Origin of the sequence: Variovorax sp. SRS16, from assembly GCF_901827165.1 — a bacterium.
Lineage (GTDB): Bacteria > Pseudomonadota > Gammaproteobacteria > Burkholderiales > Burkholderiaceae_C > Variovorax.
On sequence record NZ_LR594666.1, the window covers coordinates 3527380 to 3552547 of the forward strand.

General features: G+C 67.3%; 23 protein-coding genes. 9 read left to right on the plus strand and 14 right to left on the minus strand.

The features are described from left to right. Positions 1 to 5: 5 nt before the first annotated feature. A complete protein-coding gene (locus E5P2_RS17065; RefSeq protein ID WP_162568305.1) occupies positions 6 to 1376 on the plus strand; it encodes a TAXI family TRAP transporter solute-binding subunit in 1371 nt (456 codons plus the stop codon). A 139-nt stretch (positions 1377 to 1515) separates the two neighbouring features. On the opposite strand, the gene ettA is transcribed toward E5P2_RS17065, so the two are convergent. Next, positions 1516 to 3177: an energy-dependent translational throttle protein EttA gene (gene ettA / locus E5P2_RS17070; protein WP_162568306.1), complete on the minus strand. Its 1662-nt coding sequence runs from the start codon at positions 3175 to 3177 to the stop codon at positions 1516 to 1518. A 281-nt stretch (positions 3178 to 3458) separates the two neighbouring features. Between ettA and E5P2_RS17075 the strand changes: the two genes are divergently transcribed. Next, complete coding sequence (locus E5P2_RS17075; RefSeq protein ID WP_162568307.1) at positions 3459 to 5264, plus strand: DEAD/DEAH box helicase; 1806 nt, start codon at positions 3459 to 3461, stop codon at positions 5262 to 5264. A 73-nt stretch (positions 5265 to 5337) separates the two neighbouring features. Here the strand turns inward: E5P2_RS17075 and E5P2_RS17080 are convergent, their stop codons facing one another. From E5P2_RS17080 to E5P2_RS17100, 5 genes are all read right to left on the minus strand, one after another. Then, the gene (locus E5P2_RS17080; protein ID WP_162568308.1) at positions 5338 to 6408 is read right to left on the minus strand and encodes an ABC transporter ATP-binding protein; all 1071 of its coding nucleotides are present in this window, start codon (positions 6406 to 6408) and stop codon (positions 5338 to 5340) included. A 119-nt stretch (positions 6409 to 6527) separates the two neighbouring features. After that, positions 6528 to 7379 (minus strand): carbohydrate ABC transporter permease, encoded by an 852-nt coding sequence (locus E5P2_RS17085; RefSeq protein WP_162568309.1) that lies wholly within the window; start codon positions 7377 to 7379, stop codon positions 6528 to 6530. Then, on the minus strand, positions 7376 to 8242 hold the full coding sequence (locus E5P2_RS17090) for a carbohydrate ABC transporter permease (RefSeq protein WP_162568310.1): 867 nt from the start codon (positions 8240 to 8242) through the stop codon (positions 7376 to 7378). Before E5P2_RS17090 ends, E5P2_RS17085 begins: the two co-directional genes overlap by 4 nt. 162 nt (positions 8243 to 8404) lie before the next feature. Then, entirely contained in the window at positions 8405 to 9784 is a 1380-nt protein-coding gene (locus E5P2_RS17095; protein ID WP_162568311.1) for an ABC transporter substrate-binding protein, read from the minus strand. A gap of 84 nt (positions 9785 to 9868) precedes the next feature. Continuing rightward, a complete protein-coding gene (locus tag E5P2_RS17100; RefSeq protein ID WP_162568312.1) occupies positions 9869 to 10612 on the minus strand; it encodes a FadR/GntR family transcriptional regulator in 744 nt (247 codons plus the stop codon). A 93-nt stretch (positions 10613 to 10705) separates the two neighbouring features. On the opposite strand from E5P2_RS17100, the gene E5P2_RS17105 reads away from it, so the two are divergent. Genes E5P2_RS17105 through E5P2_RS17115 form a run of 3 tightly spaced genes read left to right on the plus strand, consistent with a single transcriptional unit; the run spans position 10706 to position 12995 of the window. After that, positions 10706 to 11605, plus strand: a complete 900-nt coding sequence (locus E5P2_RS17105; RefSeq protein ID WP_162568313.1) for a 2-dehydro-3-deoxygalactonokinase — start codon at positions 10706 to 10708, stop codon at positions 11603 to 11605. Beyond that, on the plus strand, positions 11602 to 12243 hold the full coding sequence (locus E5P2_RS17110; RefSeq protein WP_162568314.1) for a 2-dehydro-3-deoxy-6-phosphogalactonate aldolase: 642 nt from the start codon (positions 11602 to 11604) through the stop codon (positions 12241 to 12243). Before E5P2_RS17105 ends, E5P2_RS17110 begins: the two co-directional genes overlap by 4 nt. A gap of 17 nt (positions 12244 to 12260) precedes the next feature. Beyond that, on the plus strand, positions 12261 to 12995 hold the full coding sequence (locus E5P2_RS17115; protein WP_162568315.1) for an aldolase: 735 nt from the start codon (positions 12261 to 12263) through the stop codon (positions 12993 to 12995). A gap of 14 nt (positions 12996 to 13009) precedes the next feature. Here the strand turns inward: E5P2_RS17115 and mnmH are convergent, their stop codons facing one another. After that, positions 13010 to 14074, minus strand: coding sequence for a tRNA 2-selenouridine(34) synthase MnmH (gene mnmH / locus E5P2_RS17120; RefSeq protein ID WP_443083518.1), 1065 nt, complete (start codon positions 14072 to 14074; stop codon positions 13010 to 13012). Positions 14075 to 14155: 81 nt separating this feature from the next. Here mnmH and selD point away from each other — a divergent pair, with 81 nt between their 5' ends. After that, positions 14156 to 15211, plus strand: coding sequence for a selenide, water dikinase SelD (gene selD, locus E5P2_RS17125; RefSeq protein WP_162568316.1), 1056 nt, complete (start codon positions 14156 to 14158; stop codon positions 15209 to 15211). A gap of 3 nt (positions 15212 to 15214) precedes the next feature. Here selD and E5P2_RS17130 read toward each other — a convergent pair whose 3' ends face one another. After that, entirely contained in the window at positions 15215 to 15724 is a 510-nt protein-coding gene (locus E5P2_RS17130; RefSeq protein WP_162568317.1) for a hypothetical protein, read from the minus strand. Positions 15725 to 15840: 116 nt separating this feature from the next. Next, complete coding sequence (gene gnd / locus E5P2_RS17135) at positions 15841 to 17265, minus strand: decarboxylating NADP(+)-dependent phosphogluconate dehydrogenase (protein WP_162568318.1); 1425 nt, start codon at positions 17263 to 17265, stop codon at positions 15841 to 15843. 196 nt (positions 17266 to 17461) lie between these two features. Here gnd and dctP point away from each other — a divergent pair, with 196 nt between their 5' ends. The 3 genes from dctP to E5P2_RS17150 are packed head-to-tail and all read left to right on the plus strand — an operon-like array spanning position 17462 to position 20420. Next, entirely contained in the window at positions 17462 to 18481 is a 1020-nt protein-coding gene (dctP, locus tag E5P2_RS17140; RefSeq protein WP_162568319.1) for a TRAP transporter substrate-binding protein DctP, read from the plus strand. Continuing rightward, complete coding sequence (locus E5P2_RS17145; protein ID WP_443083519.1) at positions 18478 to 19059, plus strand: TRAP transporter small permease; 582 nt, start codon at positions 18478 to 18480, stop codon at positions 19057 to 19059. The genes dctP and E5P2_RS17145 overlap by 4 nt, the downstream gene beginning before the upstream one ends. After that, positions 19059 to 20420, plus strand: coding sequence for a TRAP transporter large permease (locus tag E5P2_RS17150; protein ID WP_162568320.1), 1362 nt, complete (start codon positions 19059 to 19061; stop codon positions 20418 to 20420). The genes E5P2_RS17145 and E5P2_RS17150 overlap by 1 nt, the downstream gene beginning before the upstream one ends. A gap of 28 nt (positions 20421 to 20448) precedes the next feature. Here the strand turns inward: E5P2_RS17150 and E5P2_RS17155 are convergent, their stop codons facing one another. The 5 genes from E5P2_RS17155 to E5P2_RS17175 form a co-directional block, all read right to left on the minus strand. Beyond that, positions 20449 to 21672, minus strand: coding sequence for an ABC transporter substrate-binding protein (locus E5P2_RS17155; RefSeq protein WP_162568321.1), 1224 nt, complete (start codon positions 21670 to 21672; stop codon positions 20449 to 20451). A gap of 75 nt (positions 21673 to 21747) precedes the next feature. Next, the gene (locus E5P2_RS17160) at positions 21748 to 22734 is read right to left on the minus strand and encodes a branched-chain amino acid ABC transporter permease (RefSeq protein WP_232080731.1); all 987 of its coding nucleotides are present in this window, start codon (positions 22732 to 22734) and stop codon (positions 21748 to 21750) included. A 9-nt stretch (positions 22735 to 22743) separates the two neighbouring features. After that, positions 22744 to 23613 carry a branched-chain amino acid ABC transporter permease gene (locus E5P2_RS17165; protein ID WP_162568323.1) on the minus strand — a complete coding sequence of 290 codons (870 nt, stop codon included), beginning with the start codon at positions 23611 to 23613 and terminating at the stop codon, positions 22744 to 22746. Between the two features lie 4 nt (positions 23614 to 23617). Continuing rightward, the gene (locus E5P2_RS17170; RefSeq protein WP_162568324.1) at positions 23618 to 24331 is read right to left on the minus strand and encodes an ABC transporter ATP-binding protein; all 714 of its coding nucleotides are present in this window, start codon (positions 24329 to 24331) and stop codon (positions 23618 to 23620) included. After that, positions 24331 to 25065 carry an ABC transporter ATP-binding protein gene (locus E5P2_RS17175; protein WP_162570530.1) on the minus strand — a complete coding sequence of 245 codons (735 nt, stop codon included), beginning with the start codon at positions 25063 to 25065 and terminating at the stop codon, positions 24331 to 24333. Before E5P2_RS17175 ends, E5P2_RS17170 begins: the two co-directional genes overlap by 1 nt. Positions 25066 to 25168 lie beyond the last annotated feature (103 nt).

Consider the following 25168-nt stretch of genomic DNA (forward strand, 5'->3'; position numbering starts at 1 on the left):
ACGTCATGCACCGATCCATCCGCCTCTCCCTCCTCGCGATCCGCGACCTGCTCGCCTCCGCCGGGCCGATCGTGTTCATCGCCGTCGGGCTGCTGGTCGCGGTCTACTGGTGGCTGGATCCGCAGCCGCCCAAGCATGTGACGCTCGCGACCGGGCCCGCGGGCAGCGCCTATGCAGAGTTCGGCATGCGCTACGCGAGTGTCCTCAAGACCGAGGGCATCAGAGTGGATCTGAAGCCCACGGACGGCTCACTGGACAACCTGCAGTTGCTGCGCAACGGCGAAGCCGACGTGGCTTTCGTGCGCGGCGGGAGTGCCGATCCCGTGAAGGACGAGCAAGCCGGACTGACCTCGCTCGGCAGCCTGTTCTACGAACCGCTCTGGTTCTTCTATCGCACTGATGCGGCACGCAGGATCGACCGCAAGACCGCGACGCTGACATCGCTCACGCAGTTCAAGGACCTGCGCATCAACGTCGACAAGCCCGGCAGCGGCGTGCCCGACATCATGGACCGGATGTTCCGCGCCAACCACATGGACGTGAAGACGCTCGAGCTGTCGAATCTCGAACAGACACCCGCGACCGAGGCACTGCAGGCCGGTCTGCTCGACGTGGTCGTGCTGGCTTCGGCGCCGCAATCGCCCCTGGTGCAGCGCCTGCTGCGCGCGCCCGACATCCAGCTGATGGACTTCGGCCAGAGCGATGCCTACTCGCGCCGCTTCGCCTTCCTGCAGCCGGTGACCCTGCCGCGCGGCGTGGTCGATCTCGCGGCCGATCTGCCGCCGCATGACGTGTCGCTGCTCGCCGCAACGACCTCCCTGCTGGCACGCGAGCAGACGCACCCGGCGCTGCGCCAGCTGTTCGCGCAGGCCGCGCAGACACTGCATGGCGATGCCGGCTGGTTCCACCGCGCACGCGACTTTCCCAACACCCGCACCAGCGAGCTGCCGGTGAGCCCCGAGGGCGACCGCGCCATCAACGGCACGCCGGCCTTCTGGCAGCGCTACCTGCCCTTCTGGGCCAGCAACCTGGTCGAGCGCATGTGGCTGGTGCTGGGTGGGGTGCTGGTGCTGATGCTGCCGCTGAGCCGCGTGGTGCCACCGCTCTATCAGTTCCGTGTGCGGCGGCGCGTGTTCCGCTGGTATGCGCGGCTGCGCGACGTGGAGCACAAGCTCGAAACCCACACCCACGCCCCCGATGCCCTGCTGAAAGAGCTCGCAGAGCTCGATCGCGTGGTCAACAGGGTCGCCGTGCCGCTCTCGTACGCCGAAGAGCTCTACGCGCTGCGCAACAACATCGAGGCCGTGCGCCGCCGCGTGATCGCCAGCGCCCGACGCCCCGAGCCCGCCGCGCAAACGCCGCGCCCGACCGCGTAGTAACTCAGCACCCCGATCAAGGCCGGCGAAGCCCGGCCCTTCGTGAAACACCGCGGATCCGGCTTCGCCGGTCCGCCGGTGTTGCCCCCGGTAGGGGGTAGGCGCAGCGACACGAAGTGCGCGCAGCCTGGGGGCGAGCCTACTTCAAGGCTTTGAAGCGCATGCGGTGCGGCTTCGCGCCCTCTTCGCCCAGCCGCTTCTTCTTGTCGGCCTCGTACTCCTGGTAGTTGCCGTTGAAGAAGGTCCATTGGCTGTCGCCTTCGGCCGCCAGGATGTGCGTGGCGATGCGGTCGAGGAACCAGCGGTCATGGCTGATCACGAGCACCGAGCCCGCGAATTCGAGCAGCGCGTCTTCGAGCGCGCGCAGCGTCTCGACGTCCAGGTCGTTCGACGGTTCGTCCAGCATCAACACATTGCCGCCCGCGATCAACGTCTTGGCCAGGTGCAGCCGGCCGCGTTCGCCGCCCGACAGCGTGCCGACCTTCTTCTGCTGATCGGCGCCGTTGAAGTTGAAGCGACCCGCATAGGCCCGGCTCGCCATCTGGAACTTGCCGACGTTGATGATGTCGAGGCCGTTCGAGATGTCCTGCCACACCGTCTTGTCGTTCTCGAGCGCGTCGCGGTTCTGGTCGACGAAAGCCATCTTGACCGTCTGGCCGACCACCACCTCGCCGCTGTCCGGCTTTTCCTTGCCGGCGATCAGCTTGAACAGCGTCGACTTGCCGGCGCCGTTCGGTCCGATGATGCCGACGATCGCGCCCGCGGGCACTTCGAAGCTGAGGTTGTCGATCAGGAGCCGGTCGCCAAAGGATTTGCTGACGTTCTTGAACTCGAACACCTGATTGCCCAGCCGCTCCGCCACGGGGATGAAGATCTCCTGCGTCTCGTTGCGCCGCTGGTATTCGAAGTCGCTCAGTTCCTCGAAGCGGGCCAGACGCGATTTGCTCTTGGCCTGGCGCGCCTTCGGGTTCTGGCGCGACCATTCGAGTTCCTTCTTCAGGGCCTTGGCGTGGGCTTCCTCGCTCTTCTGCTCCTGCGCCAGGCGTTCGCCCTTCTGCTCGAGCCAGGTGCTGTAGTTGCCCTTCCAGGGAATGCCGCGGCCGCGGTCGAGTTCGAGAATCCATTCGGCCGCGTTGTCGAGGAAGTAGCGGTCATGGGTGATGGCCACCACGGTGCCCGGAAAGCGCTGCAGGAAGACTTCGAGCCACTCCACCGATTCGGCGTCCAGGTGGTTGGTCGGCTCGTCGAGCAGCAGCATGTCGGGCTTGCTGAGCAGCAGGCGGCACAGCGCGACGCGGCGCTTCTCGCCACCGGACAGCACGCCGATGTTGGAGTCCCAGGGCGGCAGGCGCAGCGCATCGGCCGCGATCTCGAGCTGGTGTTCGGAGTCGGTGCCTGCGGTCGCGATGATGGCTTCGAGCTCGGCCTGCTCGGCGGCCAGCGCGTCGAAGTCTGCGTCTTCCGCACCGTAGGCGACGTACACCTCCTCGAGGCGCGCCTTGGCCGCATAGACCGCGCCCATCGCCTCTTCGACCGATTGCCGCACGGTGTGATCCGGGTTGAGCTTGGGCTCCTGTTCGAGGTAGCCGATGGTGAGGCCGGGCATCGGCAGCGCCTCGCCCTCGATCTCCGTGTCGATGCCGGCCATGATCTTGAGCAGCGACGATTTGCCCGAGCCGTTCAGGCCGAGCACGCCGATCTTGGCGCCGGGGAAAAACGACAGCGAAATGTCCTTCAAGATCTGCCGCTTGGGCGGCACGGTCTTGCTGACCTTGTTCATGGTGTAGACGTACTGGGCCATCAGATTGCTTGCATTCAGAAGGTGGAGGAGTTGCGCGAGCACCCGGAAACGGGCGCGGCAAAGCGCCGATTATCGACTCATGCGACAATAGCGTCTGTTGCCGGGTCCAGTTGCCCGCAACGCCGGCTCTCCGCCGGGGACAAAGAAGGCCCTTCCTCCTCCAGGAAGACGGGCTCTCGGGCTCCCACTCCTGACCTTCATCTGCCCTTACTGGCCCGACGTCGACACGACGCCCGGGCGGGCCGATACCACCGCGCCGTGTAAGGCGCTTATTGAACTCAATGAACTTTGATGAACTGAAGCTGGCCCCGGCCATCTTGAAGGCCGTGCACGAGCAAGGCTACGAAACTCCCACCCCCATTCAGGCCCAGGCCATTCCCGCAGTGCTCGACGGGCACGACCTGCTCGGCGGCGCGCAGACGGGCACCGGCAAGACGGCGGCCTTCACCCTGCCGATGCTGCACAAGCTCTCGATGGCCCGCAGCGCCATCAACAAGTTCGGCGGCACCGGCATCCGCGCGCTGGTGCTGACTCCCACGCGCGAACTCGCAGCGCAGGTCGAGGAATCGATCCGCACCTATGGCAAGTACCTGCAACTGAGCTCCACCGTGATCTTCGGCGGCGTCGGCATGAACCCGCAGATCAGCAAGCTCAAGAGCGGCATCGACATCCTGGTTGCCACGCCCGGCCGCCTGCTCGACCTGCAGCAGCAAGGCATGCTCGACCTCTCGCAGGTGCAGATGCTGGTGCTCGACGAGGCCGACCGCATGCTCGACATGGGCTTCATCCACGACGTGAAGAAGATCCTCGCGCTGGTGCCGAAGGAAAAGCAGAGCCTGCTGTTCTCCGCCACCTTCAGCGACGAGATCCGCGACCTCGCCGCCACGCTGCTGAAGAACCCGCAGAGCATCCAGGTCACGCCGCGCAACACCACCGTGCAGCGCATCAGCCAGGTGATCCACCCGGTCGGCCGCGGCAAGAAGAAGGCGCTGCTCGCGCACATCATCAACGAGCACGACTGGAGCCAGGTGCTGGTGTTCACCCGCACCAAGTTCGGTGCCAACAGCGTGGCCGAATTCCTCACCAAGAACGGCATCGAGGCGATGGCGCTGCACGGCAACAAGAGCCAGAGCGCACGTACCCAGGCGCTGGCCGGCTTCAAGAGCGGCGATATCCGCGCGCTGGTCGCCACCGACATCGCGGCGCGCGGCATCGACATCGACGAACTGCCGCACGTCGTCAACTACGAGATCCCGAACGTCAGCGAAGACTACGTCCACCGCATCGGCCGCACCGGCCGCGCGGGCGCGAGCGGCGAGGCCGTGAGCCTGGTCTGCCTCGACGAGGAAGGCTTCATGCAGGAGATCGAGCGCTTCACCAAGCAGGACATCCCGGTCAAGGTGGTCGAGGGCTTCGGCCCCGAGGAAGGCGAACGCGCCGAGCCCATCGCGATGGGCCGCCAGACCATCTGGGGCGGCGCCGGCCGTCCGCCGAGCCGCGAAGTCATGCAGGCCGCGGCCAAGGCGGCACGCACCGAGATGCTGCAGCGCATGCGCGACAACAAGGCTGGCCAGGGCGAACGCTCCGGCGGCGGTGGTGGCAATGGCAGCGGCGGCGGTCAACGCCGCGGCGGCGGCAATGGCCAGGGCCAGGGTGCACCGGCCGGCCGCAACGCCGGCGGTGGCGGTCAAGGCCCGCGTGGCCAGGCGCCGGCACGCGGCCCGCAGGGACCGGCGCGCACGCCGCATCACGCGCAGCCCCATCACCATGCGCAGAACCATCTGCCGCACGAAGAACGCCAGCCACGCCATCACGGCAACACCCACAGTCCGACGCAAGCCGATGCCGTTGCGCATCTGCGCGCCGAAGCGATCGCGGGTGGAGAAGGCCAGCCGGATCCGTTGCGCACCAGTGTCGACAGCCTGGGCGGTGGCCGGGGTCGCCGTGGCGGCGGTGGTGGCGGCTACGGCGGCAATCGCTCCGGCGGTGGCGGCCGTTCGGGCGGCGGACGCTCGGGTGGCGGCTACGGCGGTGGCGGCGGCGGTGGTTATGGCGGCGGCGGCGGTGGTCGCTCCTTCGGTCGCTGAGCACGCGACCTTCCTGCAACACAAGGGCGCTTCGGCGCCCTTTTGCTTTCCGGCCGCGACGTGCAGGCTGCGTTCAGGCCATGCGCTTGCCGCGCTGCCGGTCGAACAGGTGCACGCATTCGCTGTCGATCACCAGGCCCACCGTCTGGTCGGGCTTGGCATCGACCCGCCCATGCACGGCCAGCGTGAGCTTGGCCTGCCCGACCTCCACCAGCAGTTCGGTCTCGGCGCCGGTCGGCTCGACCACGATAACCCTTGCCGGCACACCGCGGGCTGCATCCGCCAGCGTGATGTCGCCGGGACGCACGCCGTAGTGCACCGGCTGGCCTTCCGTCGCCGCGGTGCCGGCCGGCGCCGGCCATAGCGCGCCCTGTGCCTCGACACGCCAGCGCCCTTCGACGCGCCGCGCGACGCCTTCCAGCACGTTCATCGCCGGCGAGCCGATGAACTGGGCGACGAACAGGTTGTCGGGCCGGTCATAGAGCTCGAGCGGCGTGCCGATCTGCTCGACCGCGCCATCGTGCATCACCACGATGCGGTCGGCCATCGTCATCGCCTCGATCTGATCGTGCGTCACATACACGGTGGTGGTCTTGAGCCGCTGATGCAGCGCCTTGATCTCGGCGCGCATCGCGACGCGCAGCTTGGCATCGAGATTGGACAAGGGCTCGTCGAACAGGAAGACCTTGGGATCGCGCACGATCGCGCGCCCCATCGCCACGCGCTGGCGCTGTCCGCCCGAGAGCTCGCGCGGATAGCGCCCGAGCAACTGGTCGAGGTTGAGGATCTTCGCCGCATCCGCCACGCGCTGCTCGGTGACCGATTTCTCGGCATTGCGCAGCCGCAGGCTGAAGCCCATGTTCTCGCCGACCGTCATGTGCGGATAGAGCGCATAGCTCTGGAACACCATCGCGATGTCGCGGTCCTTCGATTCGAGCTCGTTCACCACGCGGCCGTCGATCCGGATCTCGCCGCCGGTGATGTCCTCCAGCCCGGCCAGCATGCGCAGCAGCGTCGACTTGCCGCAGCCCGACGGGCCGACCAGCACCACGAACTCGCCATCGGCGATCTCGAAGCCGAGCCGCTCGATGATCTGCGTCTTGCCATAGGACTTCTGAACGTTGCTGAAGCTGACGGATGCCATGTCATTTCCTCTCAAACCGATATTCGGGAAACACCGCAGAACCGGCTTTGCCGGGCTGCAGGTGTTGCCCCCTGCAAGGGGGTTGGCGTAGCGACACGAAGTGCGCGAAGCCTGGGGGGTTAGCTCTTGACCGCGCCAGCCGTGATGCCACCGACCATGTAGCGCTTGAACGCGTAATAGATCGCCGCAGGCGGGAGCGCATAGATCAGTCCCGTCGCCATCAACAGCTCCCATGGCGAATCGTCGGCCGCGAGGAAATTGCCGAGCGCCACCGCGAGCGTCACGCTGGTGTCGTTCGACAGCAGCAGGAAGGCGTAGAGGTATTCGTTCCATGCCAGCAGCAGGGCATAGGTGCCGACCGCGACCAGCGACGGCACCATCAGCGGCAGGTAGACCAGCCGGAACAGCTGCAGCGGCGAGGCGCCGTCCATGCGCGCCGCCTCGTCGAGTTCGTAGGGCAGCTTGTCCGAGGCCTGCTTCAGCACCCAGATGCAATACGGCGAGGCGATCGTCACCATCGCGAGGATCAGCGACCACTGGCTGTTGAGCAGTCCGTAGTTGCCCATGGTCTTGTACATCGGCACGGCCAGGAACGCGGCCGGGATGAAGTAGGTGAACAGCGCCAGGTTCATCACCGTGCGCCCGCCGCGCACGCGCAGCCGGCTGATCGCGAAGGCCGCCGTGGTCGCCACGAACAGCGTGATCGCACCGACCGCGAGCGCGATCGCCACCGAGTTGCCGAGCTGCACCCAGAAGTGGTCGAGATAGAAATGCTTCTGATAGAAGACCGTGCGGAAGTTGTCCAGCGTCGGCGACTTCGGCCACAGATGACCCGTCGTCGCCGTGCCTCGCGGCGAGATCGCGAACATCAGCATGTGGTAGACCGGGATGATCGTCCAGATCAGCACCGGGATGCCGATCAAGAGCAGCTTGGCTTCGGTGCCCGCGGATTTGAGGGTCCAGCGCTTCATTTCGACAGCCTCTTCATCATGAAATAGACAAGGGGCAGGACCAAGGGCATCGCGACCACGATCGACGCCATCGACAAGTCGACCTGGTCGAGTCGCAGATAGCGAATGCCGAGCGTGGCCAGCACATGCGTGAGGTCGGCCGGGCCGCCACCGGTCAGCAGATAGACGCTGTTGAAATCGCCCAGCGTCCAGATCATCGAGAGGATCAGCGAAGTGACGTAGAGCGTGCGCAGCGCCGGCCAGCTGATGAAGCGGAACTTCTGCCAGGAGCTCGCGCCGTCGACCGATGCGGCCTCGTACTGCTCGGTCGGGATCGCGAGCCGCCCCGCGACCAGGATCAGCGTCCAGAAGGGCAGTGACTTCCAGATATGCATCAGCATCGCAAAGCAGAGCGCGAGCGTCGGATCGTTGAGCCAGTTCGGTCCGTCGAGCCCGGTCAGATCGAAGATCGCGGTGTTGATCACGCCCCACTCGGGATTGAGCATGAAGCGCACCGACAGAATGGTCGGGATCGACGGCAGCGCCCACGGCAGGATGAAGATCCCCGAAAGAATCTTGATCCACCACCGCGACTCCACGAAGAAGCCCGACAGCACCAGCGCCACCACCATCTTGAGATTGATCGCGACCACCAGGAACAGGATCGTGTTGATCACCGACCGAAAGAAGATCGGATCCTGCACCAGATGCACATAGCTCTGCGGATGCCGCGCCAGCCAGAGGCCGTAGCACACCGGATAAAGCACGAACACCAGGAAGATGACGAGATAAGGCACGACCATCAGTCGCCCCCAGCGCTGCCAGCGATCGCTGCGCGCAAGCGGCAGCGTGCTGGTGACTACGGTGCTTGCAATGCTGCTCATGCAGTCTCCTTCCCTCGGCAATTCAATTCAAGAAACACCGCGGAACCGGCTATGCCGGGCCGCAGGTGTTGCCCCGGTAGGGGGTTGGCGAAGCGACACGAAGTGCGCGTAGCCTGGGGGCGAGCGTTACTTCCACACGAAGTGCGCGAAGCCTGGGGGGAGCTATGAGCCCGCTACGGTCTTGATGCGCGCGATCATCTCGTCGACCGCCTTGTCCACCGGCACCTTGTCGCTGACGATGCGGTTCATCGCCTTGGCCCACACGTTCTCGTTGTTGAGGATGGTGAACTTGTAGTTCCTGGTGAATTCGAAGGTCACCGTGCCGGCCGCGTACTGGTTGAACACCGACCTGCGGTGCGAATCGGCCTGCCAGAACGGCCGCGCCTGCCCGGCCTTCGTCACCGGGAACCAGCGGCCCAGCGAGCCTTCGACATACGGCGTCAGGTTCTCTTCCTGCAGCAGGAAGCTCACGAACTCCTTGGCGCGCGCCTTGTTCTTCGCGTCCTTGAACACCACGCCCGTCTTCACCGCCGTGCGGTAGACCATCTTGCTGCCGTCGGGCTTGTTCGGAAAGCCCGCGGTGCGGATGCGCTCGGTGTAGTTCTTCTTGGCTTCCTCACGCTGCTCGGCGGTGAGCGTGGTGTTGGTCATGTCGTCGAGCCACTTGGCCGGCAGCGAGATGGTCGCGTTGTGCGTCATCACGGTCGTCTTGTTGTGGAAGGCGACATTGTTGTCCGGGTCCTTCCAGCTGGTGGACGACGGCGGCGTGCAGCCCGTCAGGTAGGGCTTGGTGTAGTCCGTCATCGCATTGATCAGGCCGGCGCGCACGGACGGATCGTCGACCAGCAGCTTGCCGCTGTCGTTCACCAGCTTCACGTTGTACGCATCCATGAAGGTCAGGAACGAATAGAACGAGTCGCTCGAATCCACGCCCATCGGCATGCCGATGCCGAAGGTGCGCTTGCCGGTCTTCTGGCGGCTGGCCGGCTGCACCTTCTCGCACCAGAAGGACCAGTAGTCCTTCCAGTTGGTCGGGATGTCCGACTCCTTGAAGCCCGCATCGGCCAGCATGTCGATCCAGTATTCGATGTGCATCGTCTGCTGCTTGATCGGGAAGGCGTAATAGGCCTTCGACTTGGTCTTGTCGTTGTAGAGGAAGGTGGTCTCGACCGTGTTGGGCGCGAAGCGCGACTGCATCGGCGCGATCACGCTGCTCAGGTCTTCCAGCTTGCCGTCGAAGGCCCACTTGCCGGTGACCTGGAAGTCGTAGACGTCGGCATACGCGACGTCGGGCGGGCTGCCCGAATCGAGCGCGGACACCGTCTTGGGAATCATGTCCTGCACCGGGTACTGCGACAGCTCGACCTTGACGCCCTTGTGCTTGTCCTCGAACTTCTTGATGGCGGCGAACAGCGCGTCGTCCTCCGCCTTGTAGAAGCCCTTGACCCACCAGACGGTGAGCGTTTCCTGCGCCGCCGCGTGGCCCGCGACGGCGAGGCCGAGCGCCATCAGGACCGGGACCACGAATGCCTTGAGTTTCATGCTGTTGTCTCCTCTTTTTCGATGAAATGCTCGTTGCGCGAGCGGGGTGGGAAAAGCAAAGCGTGCAGCCGGCCCGGCGTAGGTTCAGGCGGCCTTGAGGCGCGGCGGCGGACGGCCGAGGCGCGGCAGGCGCCGGCGCGAGGCAAGCACTTCCTCGATGTCCGCGTTCGCGCCCTCGATGAGCTTGATGATGGCGCGCTCGGCACGCGCCGGGTTGTGCGCGATGACGGCGTCGAGCACGGCACGGTGCATCGGCAGCGACATCGCCGGGCCGTCCTTCTTGATGGTGGAGATCTCGAAGCTGGTGCGCAACAGCGCATGCAGCGCCTTGCTCATCTGCGCCAGCATGCGGTTGCCGGCGGCGCGCAGCAGGCCGTGGTGGAAGCGCAGGTCGAAGGTCACGTAGTCCCCGCCGAACTCGACCGCGTGCTTCATGCCGGCGAAGGCGGTCTCGATCTCCTCGATGTCGGCCGCCGATGCGCGCTCTGCCGCCAGCCGCACGGCCGCCGGCTCGACCACGCGGCGCAGATCCTGCAGGTCGCGCAGGAACTCGGGCGTGAGGCCGGCGCGGGCCTGCCAGGTGATGACGTCGGGATCGAACCAGTTCCACTGGTCTTCGGGCAGCACGCGGGTGCCGACCTTGGGCCCGGTGAAGATCAGGCCCTTGGCCACCAGCGACTTCACGGCTTCGCGCACCACGGTGCGGCTGACGCCGAACTCCTCGCACAGCAGCGGCTCGGCCGGCATCGGCGCGCCGATGGCGTAGCGCCGCGAGACGATCGCCTCACCGAGCAGGTCGAGTGTGCGGCCGTGGGTGTTCTTGGTCATGGTCGCGGCTTATCATATGATGATTGAAATTCGGCCCCGGCAGGACAAACCCTGATCCGTCGCGGTGCCATTCACAACCATGGAGACGTCGGATTGACATCGCTGGTCGCCATCGATTGGGGCACGAGTTCATTGCGCGGCGCGCTGCTCGATGGCAAGGGCCGCGTGGTCGAGGAACGCCACCATGCGCGCGGCATCCTCAGCGTGCCGGCCGGCGAATTCCCCGCCGTGTTCGAGTCCTTGTTCGGCGACTGGATGCAGCCCGCCGGCCGCTTGTGCCTGATCTCCGGCATGGCCGGCAGCCAGCAGGGCTGGGTCGAGGCGCCCTACTGCCCCTGCCCGGCCGGCCGGGTCGAGGTCGGCAGCCGGATCGTCGACATCGTGCCGGGCCGCATCGCGATCGTGCCGGGCCTCAGCGACATGCACGACGGCGTGCCCGACGTGATGCGCGGCGAAGAGGTGCAGATCCTCGGCGCCATGGCGATCACAGGCCTTGCCGACGGCCTGTTCGTGCTGCCCGGCACGCACAACAAGTGGGCCACGGTGAAGAAGGGCCGCGTGACGGGTTTCCGCACCTTCATGACCGGCGAGTTCTATGCGCTGCTGAGCCGGCATTCGATCCTCGCGCGCACGCTCGACGTGCAGGCACCGCTGGACGAAGCCGCATTCCTGCAGGGCGTGACGCAGGCCGACAACGGCCAGGGCCTGCTGCACAACGCATTCGGCGCGCGCACCCTCGCCTTGTTCGAGCGCATGTCGGCCGGCGAGCTGTCGAGCTATCTCTCCGGCCTGCTGATCGGCGAGGAGTTGCGCACGCAATCCACGCATGCAGGCGGCGAGCTGGTGCTGGTCGGCGCGCCCGCGCTGACCGAGCGCTACCTGCTGGCACTGCGTGCTTCCGGCGGCAGCGCACGCACGCTCGGCGCCGAGGCCACCTGGGCCGGGCTGCATGCGCTCTCGGCGTTCATCCCATCGAACAGAATCCGACCATGACCACCCCCTTCGACAAGTTCTCCGAGGCCATGCGGCAACTGCCGCTGGTCGCCATCCTGCGCGGCCTGACGCCGCCCGAAGCGCTGGCCGTCGGCGATGCGGTCCTCGGCGCCGGCTTCCGGCTGCTCGAGGTGCCGCTCAATTCGCCGCAGCCGCTCGAGAGCATCGCGCGGCTGCACGAGCGCTTTCCGACTGCGCTGGTCGGCGCCGGCACGGTGCTCGATGCACGGCAGGTGCGCGAGGTGCATGCGGCCGGCGGCGAGCTGATCGTCGCGCCCAACTTCGATGCCGAGGTCATCGCCGAAGCGAAGCGGCTCGGCCTCGTCGTGCTGCCTGGCGTGATGACGCCGACCGAGGCCTTCGGCGCGCTCGCGGCCGGCGCCACCGGACTCAAGCTGTTCCCGGCCGAGCTGGCGACGCCGGCGGTGGTGAAGGCGCTGCTCGCCGTGCTGCCGCCGGGCACGCCGCTGATGCCGGTCGGCGGCATCACGCCGCACAACATGGGCGACTGGCGCGCGGCAGGCGCGGCCGGCTTCGGCATCGGCTCGGCGCTCTACAAGCCGGGCAAGAGTGCGGCGGCGGTGCGCGAAGCGGCGATGGAATTCGTCGCTGCGTTCCACGGCAGCGTGCGCGCCTGATGCGCGAGGTCGTCACCATGTCCGCCGAATCCCACTACGCCAGCCCCCGCGTGCGCGCCCTGCGCGAAGACCTTGCGCTGGCGCTGCGCGCGGCCGCGCACCACGGCCTGTCCGAAGGCGTGTGCAACCATTTCAGCGTCGCGCTGCCCGGCGCGCAGGACCGCTACCTGATCAACCCGCGCGGCCTGCACTGGAGCGAGATCGGAGCGGACGACATCGTGCTGATCGACGTGCACGGCGAGGTGCTCGCCGGGCGGCATCGCGTCGAACCCACGGCGCTGTTCATCCATGGCGCGGTGCATCGCCTCACCGGCCATGCGGTGGTGCTGCACTGCCACATGCCCTATGCGACCGCGCTCACGCTCACGGCCGATTGCGCGCTCGACCCGACGCTGAGCCAGAACGCGATGCGCTGCATGAACCGCATCGCGATCGACGCCAGCTACAACGGCCTCGCGCTCGACGATCGCGAAGGCGAGCGCATCGCCGGCGCGATGATCGGCAAGGACATCGCCTTCCTCGCCAATCACGGCGTGATCGTGGCCGGCGCGAACATCGCGCATGCCTACGACGATCTCTACTACCTCGAACGCGCCTGCCTGCACCAGGTGATCGCGCAATCCACCGGCCGGCCGCTGGCGCCGGTCGATGCCGAACTCGCAGCGCGCGTGGGCGCGCAGATCCAGGGCGAGCGCGAGCAGTCGGACCTGTTCTTCGAGGCGCTGCGGCGGCTGGTGCCGGCGCCGCGCTGAGCGGCACCGCGCCTTCAGACCCCGCCGACCGCGGACCGCACCGCATCGGCCGCGGCAGCGATGCCTTGATCAGACAGATCGGGGGCGTCCACGCGCAGACGCGCAGGCCATGCCTGGAAATGACGCGCCTGCGAGCGCTCGTAGTGCGGGTCGTAGTGCAGCGCCATCAGCTCGGCGAACAGATGCGGCAGGTCGCCCGTGCGCGCCCAGGCCTGCCAGCGCTGCACCGTCTCCTTGCCCTGCAATTCCTTGAGCATGCCCAGCCGGCTGGCGAGCGCTTCGCGATCGTCGCCCAGGTAGGCATAGTCGCGCAGCAGGTAGGCAAGCCGCGCCTCGGGCGTAGCCACCACTTCGACACAGGGCGCCGCGCGCATCCGCGCCACCAGCGGCAGCGGCACCGAGAGCCGCCCGATGCGCGCGCTCTCGCCCTCGACATAGAGCGTGCGCGAAACATCGAGCGATTCGAGCACGCTGGCGATGCGCGTCTCGAAGCGCTTTTGCGAAGGCTGCGCAATGCCCGGCAACGCGCCGAGCAGCGAGCCCTTGTGGCTCGCGCAATCCTCCAGGTCCAGCACCTGTTCGCCACGCGCGGCCAGCTGCGCGAGGATGCGCGTCTTCGCGCTGCCCGTCGCACCGCAAAGCACCTGCAGTTTCAGTTGCGGAGAGAGCGCTTCGATCTGCGCCAGCACATGGTGGCGAAAGCTCTTGTAGCCGCCGGCCAGTTGCTGCGCATCCCAGCCGACCAGCCGCAGCCATGTGACCATCGAGCCGCTGCGCAGCCCGCCGCGCCAGCAATAGACCAGCGGCTTCCAGTGGGCGGGCCGGTCTGCGAAGCGCTCGCGCAGATGGCGGGCCAGGTTCGCCGCCACCATCGCCCCGCCCACGCGCCGCGCCTCGAAGGCACCCTGCTGCTTGTAGATCGTGCCGACGATCCGGCGCTCGTCGTCGTCGAGCACCGGGCAGTTGATCGCGCCCGGGATGTGGTCGAGCGCGAACTCGGCCGGCGAACGCGCGTCGATCAGCGTGTCGAAGGCATGCCGATCGGCCACGCGGACCGGCGGGCGATGCGTCACCGACATGCCGATGCGCGCGGCTGCGCCGAACCGCCCTGACAGGCACAATTCCGGGCAGCCCCGCACGACACCCGAAAGCTCATCTTCATGGAATCCATCGCTCTCACACAGTTCTCGCATGGCGGCGGTTGCGGCTGCAAGATCGCACCCGGCCTGCTGGCGGAGATTCTGGCACGCGCGCCGCAAGGCCTGGTGCCGCCCGAACTGCTGGTCGGCACCGAGACCAGCGACGATGCCGCGGTCTACCGGCTCAACGACAGCCAGGCCCTGGTCGCGACCACCGATTTCTTCACGCCCATCGTCGACGACCCGCACGACTTCGGCCGCATCGCCGCGGCCAATGCGCTGTCGGACATCTATGCGATGGGCGGCACGCCGATCATGGCGCTGGCGCTGGTCGGCATGCCGATCGCCAAGCTGCCGCCGGAGGTCATCGGCCGCGTGCTCGAAGGCGGTGCCAGCATCTGCCGCGAAGCGGGCATCCCGATCGCGGGCGGTCACAGCATCGACGTGCTCGAACCGATCTACGGCCTGGTCGGGCTGGGCCTGGTGCATCCTCAGCGCGTGCGGCGCAATGCGGATGCACGCGCCGGCGACCTGCTCGTGCTCGGCAAGCCGCTCGGTGTCGGCATCCTGTCGGCGGCGCTCAAGAAGGGCGTGCTCGATGCGGCCGGCTATGCCGAGATGATCCGCCACACCACGCAGCTCAACCGGGTCGGCATCGAACTCGCCGGCATCGGGGGCGTGCATGCGATGACCGACGTGACCGGCTTCGGGCTGGCTGGGCACCTGCTCGAGGTCTGCCGCGGCTCGAAGCTCTCGGCCGAACTGCGCCTCGCGGACTTGCCGATGATCGCGCGTGCCGTCGACTTCGCCAGGAAGGGCATCGTGACCGGCGCCTCGGCGCGCAACTGGCATGCGTATGGCGACCAGGTCCGGTGGCCTGCGGACGCGCAGGAATGGCAGCGCGCGCTGCTGTCCGATCCGCAGACCAGCGGCGGGCTGCTGGTGAGTTGCAGCCCGGATGCACTGGCGTCCGTGCTCGGCGCGTTCCGTGCGGCCGGGTTCCGGGATGCCGCGGCGATCGGCGAACTCGGCGCGCCGACCGACGCTGGCGCGACCCTCGGCTTTACCGCACGCTGAGCCTCAGCGGCCTTCCGCCGCGGCGCGGTCCGCGAGTTCCCGGATGCGCAAGTCAACCAGCGAACGCCAGCCCTTCAGCGCCGAACGCAGGCCGTACTTCGCCTCGACCTCCCGTTCGGCCTGGGCGCCGAAGCGCCGCCTCGCTTCGGAGGGCGGCCGCGGAATCTGCGCGCGCGGCTGCACCGGGCGGCGACTGCGAGGCGCGACCGCAGTGCGCTCGCCGGCGGCCCGTTCCGCCTCGAAGCGCGCGATCAGGCGGGCCGGGTCCTTCACCAGCAGCAGGTATTCGCGCTCGGTGAGCGGACGGCCGTTCGGGCTGCCGTACAGCGGCCAGTCGCGAACGTTGCCATGGAAGATCTTCTGGTAGCAGCCGACGCCGACCACGCACAGCGCCCCGTCCTGGCTGACGACATGGAGCCGCCGGAAGACCGTGCGGCCGCAGCCCGGGGCCTGGCAGGCGAAACGCTTGCTCTGTGCAACTTCCACCACCGCAAGGAGTTTCTTCGTGTCCACGGCCCCGGCCTTTGCCCACAATGCGCTTGTAAAAGTATGTGGTCGGTGCGGCCTTTTGTCCGCTGCACTTGTGGCTTAGGCCGGAAGAGGGGCATCGCCGCCGGCGCGGCGCCGCTTCAGCCGATCACTTCCGGCCACTCGGTGTGGAAGAACTTTCCTTCGGGCTGGTCGATGCGCTCGTAGGTGTGGGCGCCGAAGAAGTCGCGCTGCGCCTGCAGCAGGTTGGCCGGCAGGCGCTCGGCGCGGTAGCTGTCGTAGTAGGCCAGCGAGGCGCTGAAGGCCGGCACCGGAATGCCGTTGGAGACGGCCAGCGCCACCACCTCGCGCCAGCTCTGCTGGGTGCGGTTCAGCAGCTCCTTGAAGAAGGGGTCGAGCATCAGGTTGGCCAGCGCCGGCTGGTTGCGGTAGGCCTCGGTGATGCGGTTGAGGAAGCGCGCGCGGATGATGCAGCCGCCGCGCCAGATCGATGCGATGCCGCCGAAGTCGAGGCCCCAGCTCTTCTTCTCGCCCATGGTCTTGATGAGATCGAAGCCCTGCGTGTAGCTGATGACCTTCGACGCATAGAGCGCATCGTGCACCTTGGCGACCAGCTCTTTCTTCACACCGTCGAGCGCGGGCTTCGGCCCCTGCAGCACCTTGCTGGCCGCCACGCGCTGCTTCTTCTGCGACGAGAGCACGCGCGCCTCGACGGCGGCATTGATGGTGCTGATGACGACCGCATTCTCGGCCGCGTTGATCAGCGTCCATTGGCCGGTGCCCTTCTGGCCGGCCTTGTCCAGGATCATGTCGACCAGCGGGCGGCCGGTCTGCGGATCCTTCTGTTCGAGCGCCTTGCCGGTGATCTGGATCAGGTAGCTCTGCAGCTCGCCCTCGTTCCATTCGTTGAAGATCGCCGCCATCTCGTCGGTCGTGAAACCGGCCGCCTGGAACAGGCTGTAGGCCTCGCAGATGAGCTGCATGTCGCCGTACTCGATGCCGTTGTGGATCATCTTCACGTAGTGGCCCGCGCCGCCGGGACCGATGTGGATCACGCAGGGCTGGCCGTCGACCTTGGCCGCGATGCTCTCGAAGATCGGCTTCATCACCTCCCAGGTCGAGAGCGGGCCGCCCGGCATGATCGCCGGCCCCTTGCGCGCACCCTCCTCGCCGCCCGACACGCCGGCGCCGACGAAGCGCAGGCCCTTGCTCGCGAGGTGGGCATCGCGGCGCTCGGTGTCGGTGTAGAGGCTGTTGCCGCCATCGATGACGATGTCGTCTTTCTCCAAGAGCGGGATCAGCTGCTCGATCACCTGGTCCACCGGCGCGCCGGCCTTGACCATGATCTGGATCTTGCGCGGCCGCGCGAGGCTCTGCACGAAGTCCTCCAGCGTGTCGCAGCCGACCAGCTGCTTGCCCGGATGCTTCGCGACGAACTCATCCGTCGTCGCGGTGGTGCGGTTGAACACGCTGACCTGGAAGCCGCGGCTCTCCACGTTCAGCACCAGGTTCTGGCCCATCACGGCCAGGCCGATCAGTCCGAAGTCGCTCTTCTTTGCGGTCATGGTTCGTTGCGCGCGGCGGCAGCTCGCGCTGTGGGTTGAAGGAAGCGTCCATTGTGCCGGGCACGGCCGGGCGATGCGACGCCTCAGGGATACCCATGAGAGCCAGCATGTCCGTAGCTTGCTATGGTGTCACGCACCCCTGCCCGCCCGAGCGTGCGGTGCATCGCGCCTCTGCGGCGCCATCAAGGAAACAAGCATGGACAACAACCGACGCAAGATCCTGTGGGCCGGTGCGGCCGCAACCATGGCGCCGCTCGCGCCGATGGCGTGGGCCCAGGCCGGCAGCCTGAAGATCTCGCACCAGTTCCCCGGCGGCACGCTCACCGAAGGCGATTTCCGCGACCGCCTGTGCCGGCGCTTCGCGGCCGACATCGAGAAGCAGAGCAACGGCGCGCTCAAGGGCGTGGTCTATCCCGGCTCCTCGCTGATGAAGACCAACTCGCAGTTCTCGGCGCTGCGCAAGGGCGCGCTCGACATCGGCCTGGTGCCGCTCTCGTACGCAGGCGGCGAAGTCCCCGAGACCAACATCGGCCTGATGCCGGCCCTGGTGCCGAGCTACGAAGTCGGCGCCGCCTGGAAGACCGGCGAGGTCGGCAAGCTGCTCACGAAGATGCTCGACGACAAGGGCATCATCGTGCTGAGCTGGATCTGGCAGGCCGGCGGCGTGGCCAGCCGCGCCGCGCCGCTGGTGGCGCCCGAAGATGCCAAGGGCCAGAAGGTGCGCGGCGGCAGCCGCGAGATGGACATGATGCTCAAGGCGGCCGGCGCCTCGGTGATCTCGCTGCCCTCCAACGAGATCTATGCTGCGATGCAGACCGGCGCGATGGACGCGGCGATGACCTCCTCCACCAGCTTCATCTCCTTCAAGCTCGAGGAGATCGCCAAGAACCTCACGACCGGACGCAACAAGGCCTACTGGTTCATGTTCGAGCCGCTGTTGATGTCCAAGGACATCTTCGCCAGGCTGCCCAAGGCACAGCAGGACATCATCATGGCCGCCGGCGCCGCGCAGGAAAAGTTCGCCACCGATGCCGCGCGCGCCGACGACAAGATCGCGGCCGATGTCTACACCAAGGCCGGCGCCAAGGTGTTCGATCTCGACGAGCCGACGATGCGCAAATGGCAGGCGATCGCGCGCGACACCGCATGGAAGGACTACGCCGCGCACAACGATTCCTGCAAGGCGCTGATGGCGGCTGCGCAGAAGCTCCTGTGAGTGCGGGCGTCGAACGCCGGCCCGCGCCGGCCGGCCTCGGCGCTGATGCGATCGACCCTGCGACGCCGCGCATGCTGATGCCGCTGGCGCGCGCGCTGCATGCGCTCAACCGCGTGCTGATGGGCATCGGCATGGTCGCGCTGCTGGCCGCGTCGGTGGTGCTGACCACCAGCGTGGTCTCGCGCTACTTCCTCAAGGCCTCGACCGACTGGCAGGACGAGGCGGCCGTGTTCCTGCTGGTCGGCGCGACCTTCACCTGCGGCGCCTTCGTGCAGTCGATCCGCGGCCACATCGGCATCGAGGCCGTGGTCGGCGTCCTGCCGGTCGCCGCGAACCGTTTGCGCATGGCGTTGGTCGATGTGTTCTGCCTCGCCTTCTGCGCCTTCTTCGCGTGGAAGTCGTGGACCCTGCTGCACGAGGCCTGGGTCGACGGCCAGACCACGTCCTCGTCGTGGGCGCCGCCGCTGTGGATTCCCTACGGGCTGATGTCGATCGGCATGACGCTGCTCACATTGCAGCTGCTGGTGCAGGCCTGCGCGAGCCTCAACCGCCTTTCGGGCAAGGCACGGGCGCTCTGATGTCGATGCTTTCGCTCGGGCTCCTGTTCGGCGCCGTCACCCTGTTCGTGATGTTCTCGGGCGCGCCGATCGCGTTCGCGCTCGGCGGCGTCGCGGTGCTGTTCATGGCCTTCTTCATGCCGGCCTCCTCGCTCGACACGGTGACGCAGAACGTCTACGAGGAGATGTCCAGCATCACGCTGCTGTCGATCCCGCTGTTCATCCTCAAGGGCGCGGCGATCGGGCGATCCCGCGCCGGCCAGGACCTGTACGCGGCGATGCACGTGTGGATGCACAAGGTGCCGGGCGGCCTGGGCATCGCCAATGTCTTCGCCTGCGCGCTGTTCGCGGCCATGGCCGGCTCGAGCCCCGCGACCTGCTCGGCCATCGGCAGCGCCGGCATTCCCGAGATGCGCAAGCGCGGCTATTCGCCCGGCTTCGCGGCCGGCATCATCGCGGCCGGCGGCACGCTCGGCATCCTGCTGCCGCCCTCGATCACGATGATCCTCTACGCGGTCGCGGCCGAGCAATCGCTGGGGCGCCTGTTCCTCGCCGGCATCGGACCGGGGCTGCTGCTGGTGTCGCTGTTCGCGGCCTACGCCGTCGTCAACTACCGCAAGGAACATCGACGCGCCGTGCTCGCCTTCGAGCGCGACGGCACGGCCTCGGCGCTGCTCGATGACGAGCATTTCACGCTGCGCCAGAAGTTCGAGATGCTGCCGCGCGTGGTGCCCTTCGTGCTGCTCTTGATCGGCGTGATGGTCGCGCTCTACGGCGGCTTCGCGACGCCCTCGGAGACGGCCGGCCTCGGCGGCCTGCTGGCGCTGGCGCTGATCGCCGCGATCTACGGCGTCTGGCGCGTGCGCGACCTGGCGCCGATCCTCGGCCAGACGCTCAAGGAATCGACCATGCTGATGTTCATCATCGGCATGTCGCTCCTGTTCTCGTACGTGATGAGCTACCTGCACATCAGCCAGTCGACCGCGCAATGGATCGTCGGACTGCATTCGTCGAAGTGGGTGCTGCTGGCCGCGATCCTGGTGCTGGTGATCGTGCTGGGCTTCTTCCTGCCGCCGGTCAGCATCATCCTGATGACGGCGCCGATCTTTCTGCCGCCGCTGAAGTCAGCCGGCTTCGACCTGATCTGGTTCGGCGTGCTGATGACCATCGTGATGGAGACCGGCCTGATCCATCCGCCGGTCGGCCTCAACCTCTTCGTCATCAAGAACATCGCGCCCGACATCCCGCTCTCGGACATCGTCTGGGGCGTGCTGCCCTTCGTGGTGCTGATGCTGCTGGCGGTGGTGCTGATCTGCATCTTCCCGGGCATCTCGACCGTGCTGCCGGATCTGGTGATGGGGCCGCTGCCGGGCGGCTCCTGACCGCCCGGCCGGCACCTCTCGGCCGGGCTCAGTCGGAGGTGCTGAGGATCTCGCCGAAGCCCTGCCACAGCGTGCCGGTGAAGCGCGCGAGCTGGCCCTGCTTGACCAGCGCGTAGTCGGTCGGCGAGCTGTTCAGCGACATGCCGGTCAGCAGCAGCGGCAGCTTGAGGTTCTTGATGTTGGCGGCCTGCCGCATCACGTTCTCGCGCGTGAGGTCGTTGCCGCACTGCTTGAGGATCTGGACCATGATCTGCGCCGCCAGGTAGGCGTAGAGATTGGACGCGTCCTTCGGATCGCCCTCGCGGTAATAGCGGCCCATGAAGGCGCGCCATTCGAGCATCGCCGGGTCGTCCTTCCATTGCGGATCGTTTGGGTCCTTGTAGTACTGCACGGTGAGCAGGCCGACCGACTTGTCCAGCCCGGCCGGCGTCAACACCGAGCCCACCGAGGCGCCGACGTTGTTGATGATGTGCAGCGGCTTCCAGCCCGAGTCGAAGGCCTTGCGGATCGCCTGGGCCGAGAACTTTGGCGTGGTGATGTCGATGAAGGTGTCGGCACCCGATCCCTGCAGCGTGAGGATCTGCGAATCGACGGTCGGGTCGGTGACCTCGTAGCTGGCCTCGGAGACGATCATCTTCGCGCCCTTGGCGCCCAGCCCGTCCTTGACGCCCTTCAGCAGGTCCTTGCCGTAGTCGTCGTTCTGGTAGAGCAGCGCGATCTTCGCGTTGGGCTTTTCCCTCAGCAGGTACTTGGCGTAGATCGTGCCTTCGGCCTGGTAGCTCAGGTTGAAGCCGATGGTCCACGGGAAGTGCTGCGGGTCGGCCCACTTGGTGGCCCCGGTGGCCAGCAGCAGGTGCGGCACCTTCTTCGCGTTGACGTACTGGTGGATCGCCGAGTTGCTCGGCGTGCCCAGCGTCTGGAACAGCGCCAGCACCTCGTCCTGCTCGACCAGCTTGCGCACCTGCTCCACCGCGCGCGGCGGGCTGTAGCCGTCGTCCAGGCTGATCAGGTTGATCTTGCGGCCGTTGACGCCGCCGTTGTCGTTGACCATCTTGAAGTAGGCCTGCTCCAGCTTGCCGATCGTCCCGTAGGCCGATGCCGGGCCGCTGTAGGGCATGGTCTGGCCGAGCTTGATCTCGGTGTCGGAGGCGCCCGGACCGTATTTCTTCTGGGCGATCGCCGGGGTCGAAACGCCTGCAAGCACGGCGGCGCCGGCGATCAGCGTGGCGCGGCGGTTGTGACTGAACTTCATGGTTTCTCCTTCGCTGTCAGCAAACACAGATCGGTGCAGCCCGCGGGCCTCGCACCGGACGAGAACACGCAACGTTCAACGGCTGCCGCGCCATCGCCGAAGCCGCGCGGCGACGACGTGCAGCAGGCCGGCCACCCCGGTCGGCATGACATACATGAAGACGATCAGGAACACGCCGTAGATCGCCCAGGGCGCGGCCTTGGAGATCTGGTCGGCGATGTTCGGAATGAACTGGATGAAGACCGCGCCGTAGATCGCGCCCTGGATCGACGCCAGCCCGCCGACCACGACACCCACCACCAGCGAGATCGACAGGAAGAAGTTGAACGAGTCCGGCGCGACGAACTGGACCACGATCGCGCCGAGCGCGCCCGCGATGCCGGTGTACATCGCCGACACGCCGAAGGTCAGCGACTTGACCATGGCGATGTTCACGCCCATCGCCTTGGCCGCGATCGGCTGGTCGCGGATCGCGACCATGGCCCGCCCCATGCGGCTGCGCAACAGGTTCCAGCCGATGACGAACAACACCAGCAGGCACGCAAGCACGAAGAAGTAGAGCCACTGGTCTTGCGTGAGGCCGCTCCAGTCCGGCGCATCCGGCTTCACGATCACGATGCCCTGCGCGCCGCCGGTCCATGCTTCGAGATGCTTGTACTTGAGTATCTGCGGCATCGCCACCCCGAGCGCGAAGGTCGCAAGGGCCAGGTAGAGCCCCTCGAGGCGCAGCGCCGGCAGGCCGAACAGGAAGCCCGCCACCAGGCATACCGCGCCGGCCACCGGAATCGTCGCCCAGTAGGGCACGCCGAACTTGTTCATCAGGATCGCCGCCGCGTAAGCACCGATCGCGTAGAAGGCGCCGTGGCCGAGCGAGATCTGCCCGTTGTAGCCGGTGAGCATGTTCAGCCCCAGCAGCGCGATCGCGTAGACCAGCGCCAGCGTGAACTGGAACACGCGGTAGTTGCTGACGACGAAGGGCAGCACGCAGGCGACGGCGAGCACCAGCAGCCATGCGGCCAGCGGCGCCTTGCTCGAGGCGCGACGGACGGGGTCGTTGTGCATGGCCATCGTTCAGACCCGCGTGACATGGACCTTGCCGAACAGGCCGGACGGCCGGATCACCAGCACGCCGACGATCAGCACCAGCGCGACGGTGAGCTTGAGTTCGGTGCCGAGGATCATGCCGACCACGTTCTCGAGCACGCCGACGATGAAGCCGCCGAGCACTGCGCCGCCCGGGCTGTCGATGCCGCCCAGCAGCGCCGCGGCGAAGGCATAGAGCAGGATGCCGGCCATCATGTTCGGCTCCAGGAACACGGTGGGCGCGACCATGATGCCGGCGATCGATCCGATCGCCGCCGCGAGCCCCCAGCCCAGCGCCAGCATCCATCCGACGCGGATGCCCACCAGTCGGCTCGACACCGGGTTCTGCGCCGCCGCGCGCATCGCCAGCCCCAGCGGCGTGAAGCGGAAGAACGCGAACACCAGCGCCAGCACCACCAGCGTGATGCCGACCGAGCCGAGCTCGTGCGACGAGAAATACGAATTGCCGAACAGCGGCTCGGCCGGGAACGGACTCGGGAAGGGCTTGATGGTGTAGGAGAAGATCCAGCCCGCGAGGCTGTTGAAGATCACCAGCAGCCCGATGAACACGATCACCACCGACAGGATCGGCGCCTGCTCGACCGGCTGCACGATGATGCGTTCGATCAGCACGCCGATCACGAACGCGATCGTCACCGTGAGGAAGAACGCCGCCCAGTACGGCAGGCCGGCCTGCATCAGGCTCCACGCGATGTAGGTGCAGAACATCGCGAGTTCGCCCTGCGCGAAGTTCACCAGGTGCGTGGCCTGGTAGATCATCACCAGGGCCAGCGCCACGCTGGCATAGATGCCGCCGGTGGCCAGACCCGAAAACACCTGATGGAGCAGGACGTTCATCGCATCAATAGCCCAGGTACGAGCGCCGCACCGCCTCGTCGCTGCGGACCGCATCGGCGGTGCCGGAGATCACCACACGGCCGGTCTCCAGCAGGTAGGCGTGGTCGGCGAGGCGCAATGCCAGCGCCGCGTTCTGCTCCACCAGGAGCATGCTCACGCGGTCCTTCCGGTTGATCTCGCCGAAGATCTCGAACAGCTCCTGCACGATGCGCGGCGCGAGGCCGAAGGAAGGTTCGTCGAGCAACATCAGCCGCGGCCGCAGCATCAGCGCGCGCGACACTGCGAGCATCTGCTGCTCGCCGCCCGACAGCGTGCCGGCCTGCTGGCGTCGGCGCTCGCGCAGGCGCGGGAAGTAGCCGTAGATGCGCTCGAAGTCGCCCGCCACCTCGGCCTTGTCGCGCCGCGTGCAGGCGCCCAGGCGCAGGTTCTCCTCCACGCTGAGCTCGACGAAAGTGCCGCGCCCTTCCGGCACGTGCGCCACGCCCAGGCGCACGATCCCTTCCGTCGCGCGGCCGTCGATGCGGCCGCCGGCGAAAGCGATCTCGCCGCGCGTCTTCACCATGCCGCAGACCGCGCGCAGCGTCGTCGTCTTGCCCGCGCCGTTGGCGCCGAGGATGGCCGTGATGCCGCCCTCCTCGACGCCGAAGTCGATGCCGTGCAGCACCCTGCTCGCGCCGTACTGCGCATGCAGGCCGCGCACATCGAGCAGCCGGGCCATCAGGCGGGCTCCCCCAGATAGGCGCGGATCACCTCGGCATGGCCCTGCACCTCGGCCGGCGTGCCGTCGGCGATGACGCGGCCGAAGTCCAATGCCACCACCTGGTCCGACACCCGCATCACCAGGTTCATGTGGTGCTCGACCAGGAGCATCGTGAGCTGCAGCCGGTCGCGCACCTGCTGCAGCAGCGCGATCAGCGCGCCGACCTCCTCGTGGTTCAGTCCGCCCGCCGGTTCGTCGAGCAGCAGCAGCTTCGGCTCGCTTGCCAGCGCACGCGCGAGCTCGACGCGCTTCTGCGTGCCGAAGGGCAGATCCCGCACGCGGGTCTGCGCCACGCCGCCCAGATCGAGCAGCTCGACGAGCTGGTCGGCGCGGGCCGCCAGCACCTGCTCTTCGCGCCGCACCGAAGGCAGGCGCAGCGCGCCGGCGAAGAAGCCGCTGCGCGTGCGGCAATGGCCGCCGAGCAGGATGTTCTGGCGTGCGCTCATGGTGCCGAACAGCGCGAGGTTCTGGAAGGTGCGCGCGATGCCGAGCGCGGCGATGCCGTGCGCCGGCGTCGCCAGCAGCGAACGGCCTTCGAACAGGATGTCGCCCTCGCTGAAGCCATAGAGCCGCGACAGGCAATTGAACAGCGTCGTCTTGCCGGCGCCGTTCGGCCCGATCAACCCGACGATGCGGCCGGCAGCGACCGAGAAGGACACGCGGTCGAGCGCGGTGATGCCGCCGAATCGCATGGTCACGCCTTCGACGTTCAGCAGTTCGGCACGGTTCGCGGTCGACACGGAGTTCGGCTCCTTGCACGATGAACGAGCTCCCTGCGACGGCGAACGCGAGGCC

Coding starts and splice junctions, on each gene's coding strand:
- E5P2_RS17065 (WP_162568305.1), top strand. CDS start 6: ATGCACCGATCCATCCGCCTCTCCCTCCTCGCGATCCGCGACCTGCTC.
- ettA (WP_162568306.1), bottom strand. CDS start 3,177: ATGGCCCAGTACGTCTACACCATGAACAAGGTCAGCAAGACCGTGCCG.
- E5P2_RS17075 (WP_162568307.1), top strand. CDS start 3,459: ATGAACTTTGATGAACTGAAGCTGGCCCCGGCCATCTTGAAGGCCGTG.
- E5P2_RS17080 (WP_162568308.1), bottom strand. CDS start 6,408: ATGGCATCCGTCAGCTTCAGCAACGTTCAGAAGTCCTATGGCAAGACG.
- E5P2_RS17085 (WP_162568309.1), bottom strand. CDS start 7,379: ATGAAGCGCTGGACCCTCAAATCCGCGGGCACCGAAGCCAAGCTGCTC.
- E5P2_RS17090 (WP_162568310.1), bottom strand. CDS start 8,242: ATGAGCAGCATTGCAAGCACCGTAGTCACCAGCACGCTGCCGCTTGCG.
- E5P2_RS17095 (WP_162568311.1), bottom strand. CDS start 9,784: ATGAAACTCAAGGCATTCGTGGTCCCGGTCCTGATGGCGCTCGGCCTC.
- E5P2_RS17100 (WP_162568312.1), bottom strand. CDS start 10,612: ATGACCAAGAACACCCACGGCCGCACACTCGACCTGCTCGGTGAGGCG.
- E5P2_RS17110 (WP_162568314.1), top strand. CDS start 11,602: ATGACCACCCCCTTCGACAAGTTCTCCGAGGCCATGCGGCAACTGCCG.
- E5P2_RS17115 (WP_162568315.1), top strand. CDS start 12,261: ATGTCCGCCGAATCCCACTACGCCAGCCCCCGCGTGCGCGCCCTGCGC.
- mnmH (WP_443083518.1), bottom strand. CDS start 14,074: ATGTCGGTGACGCATCGCCCGCCGGTCCGCGTGGCCGATCGGCATGCC.
- selD (WP_162568316.1), top strand. CDS start 14,156: ATGGAATCCATCGCTCTCACACAGTTCTCGCATGGCGGCGGTTGCGGC.
- gnd (WP_162568318.1), bottom strand. CDS start 17,265: ATGACCGCAAAGAAGAGCGACTTCGGACTGATCGGCCTGGCCGTGATG.
- dctP (WP_162568319.1), top strand. CDS start 17,462: ATGGACAACAACCGACGCAAGATCCTGTGGGCCGGTGCGGCCGCAACC.
- E5P2_RS17150 (WP_162568320.1), top strand. CDS start 19,059: ATGTCGATGCTTTCGCTCGGGCTCCTGTTCGGCGCCGTCACCCTGTTC.
- E5P2_RS17155 (WP_162568321.1), bottom strand. CDS start 21,672: ATGAAGTTCAGTCACAACCGCCGCGCCACGCTGATCGCCGGCGCCGCC.
- E5P2_RS17160 (WP_232080731.1), bottom strand. CDS start 22,734: ATGCACAACGACCCCGTCCGTCGCGCCTCGAGCAAGGCGCCGCTGGCC.
- E5P2_RS17165 (WP_162568323.1), bottom strand. CDS start 23,613: ATGAACGTCCTGCTCCATCAGGTGTTTTCGGGTCTGGCCACCGGCGGC.
- E5P2_RS17170 (WP_162568324.1), bottom strand. CDS start 24,331: ATGGCCCGGCTGCTCGATGTGCGCGGCCTGCATGCGCAGTACGGCGCG.
- E5P2_RS17175 (WP_162570530.1), bottom strand. CDS start 25,065: ATGCGATTCGGCGGCATCACCGCGCTCGACCGCGTGTCCTTCTCGGTC.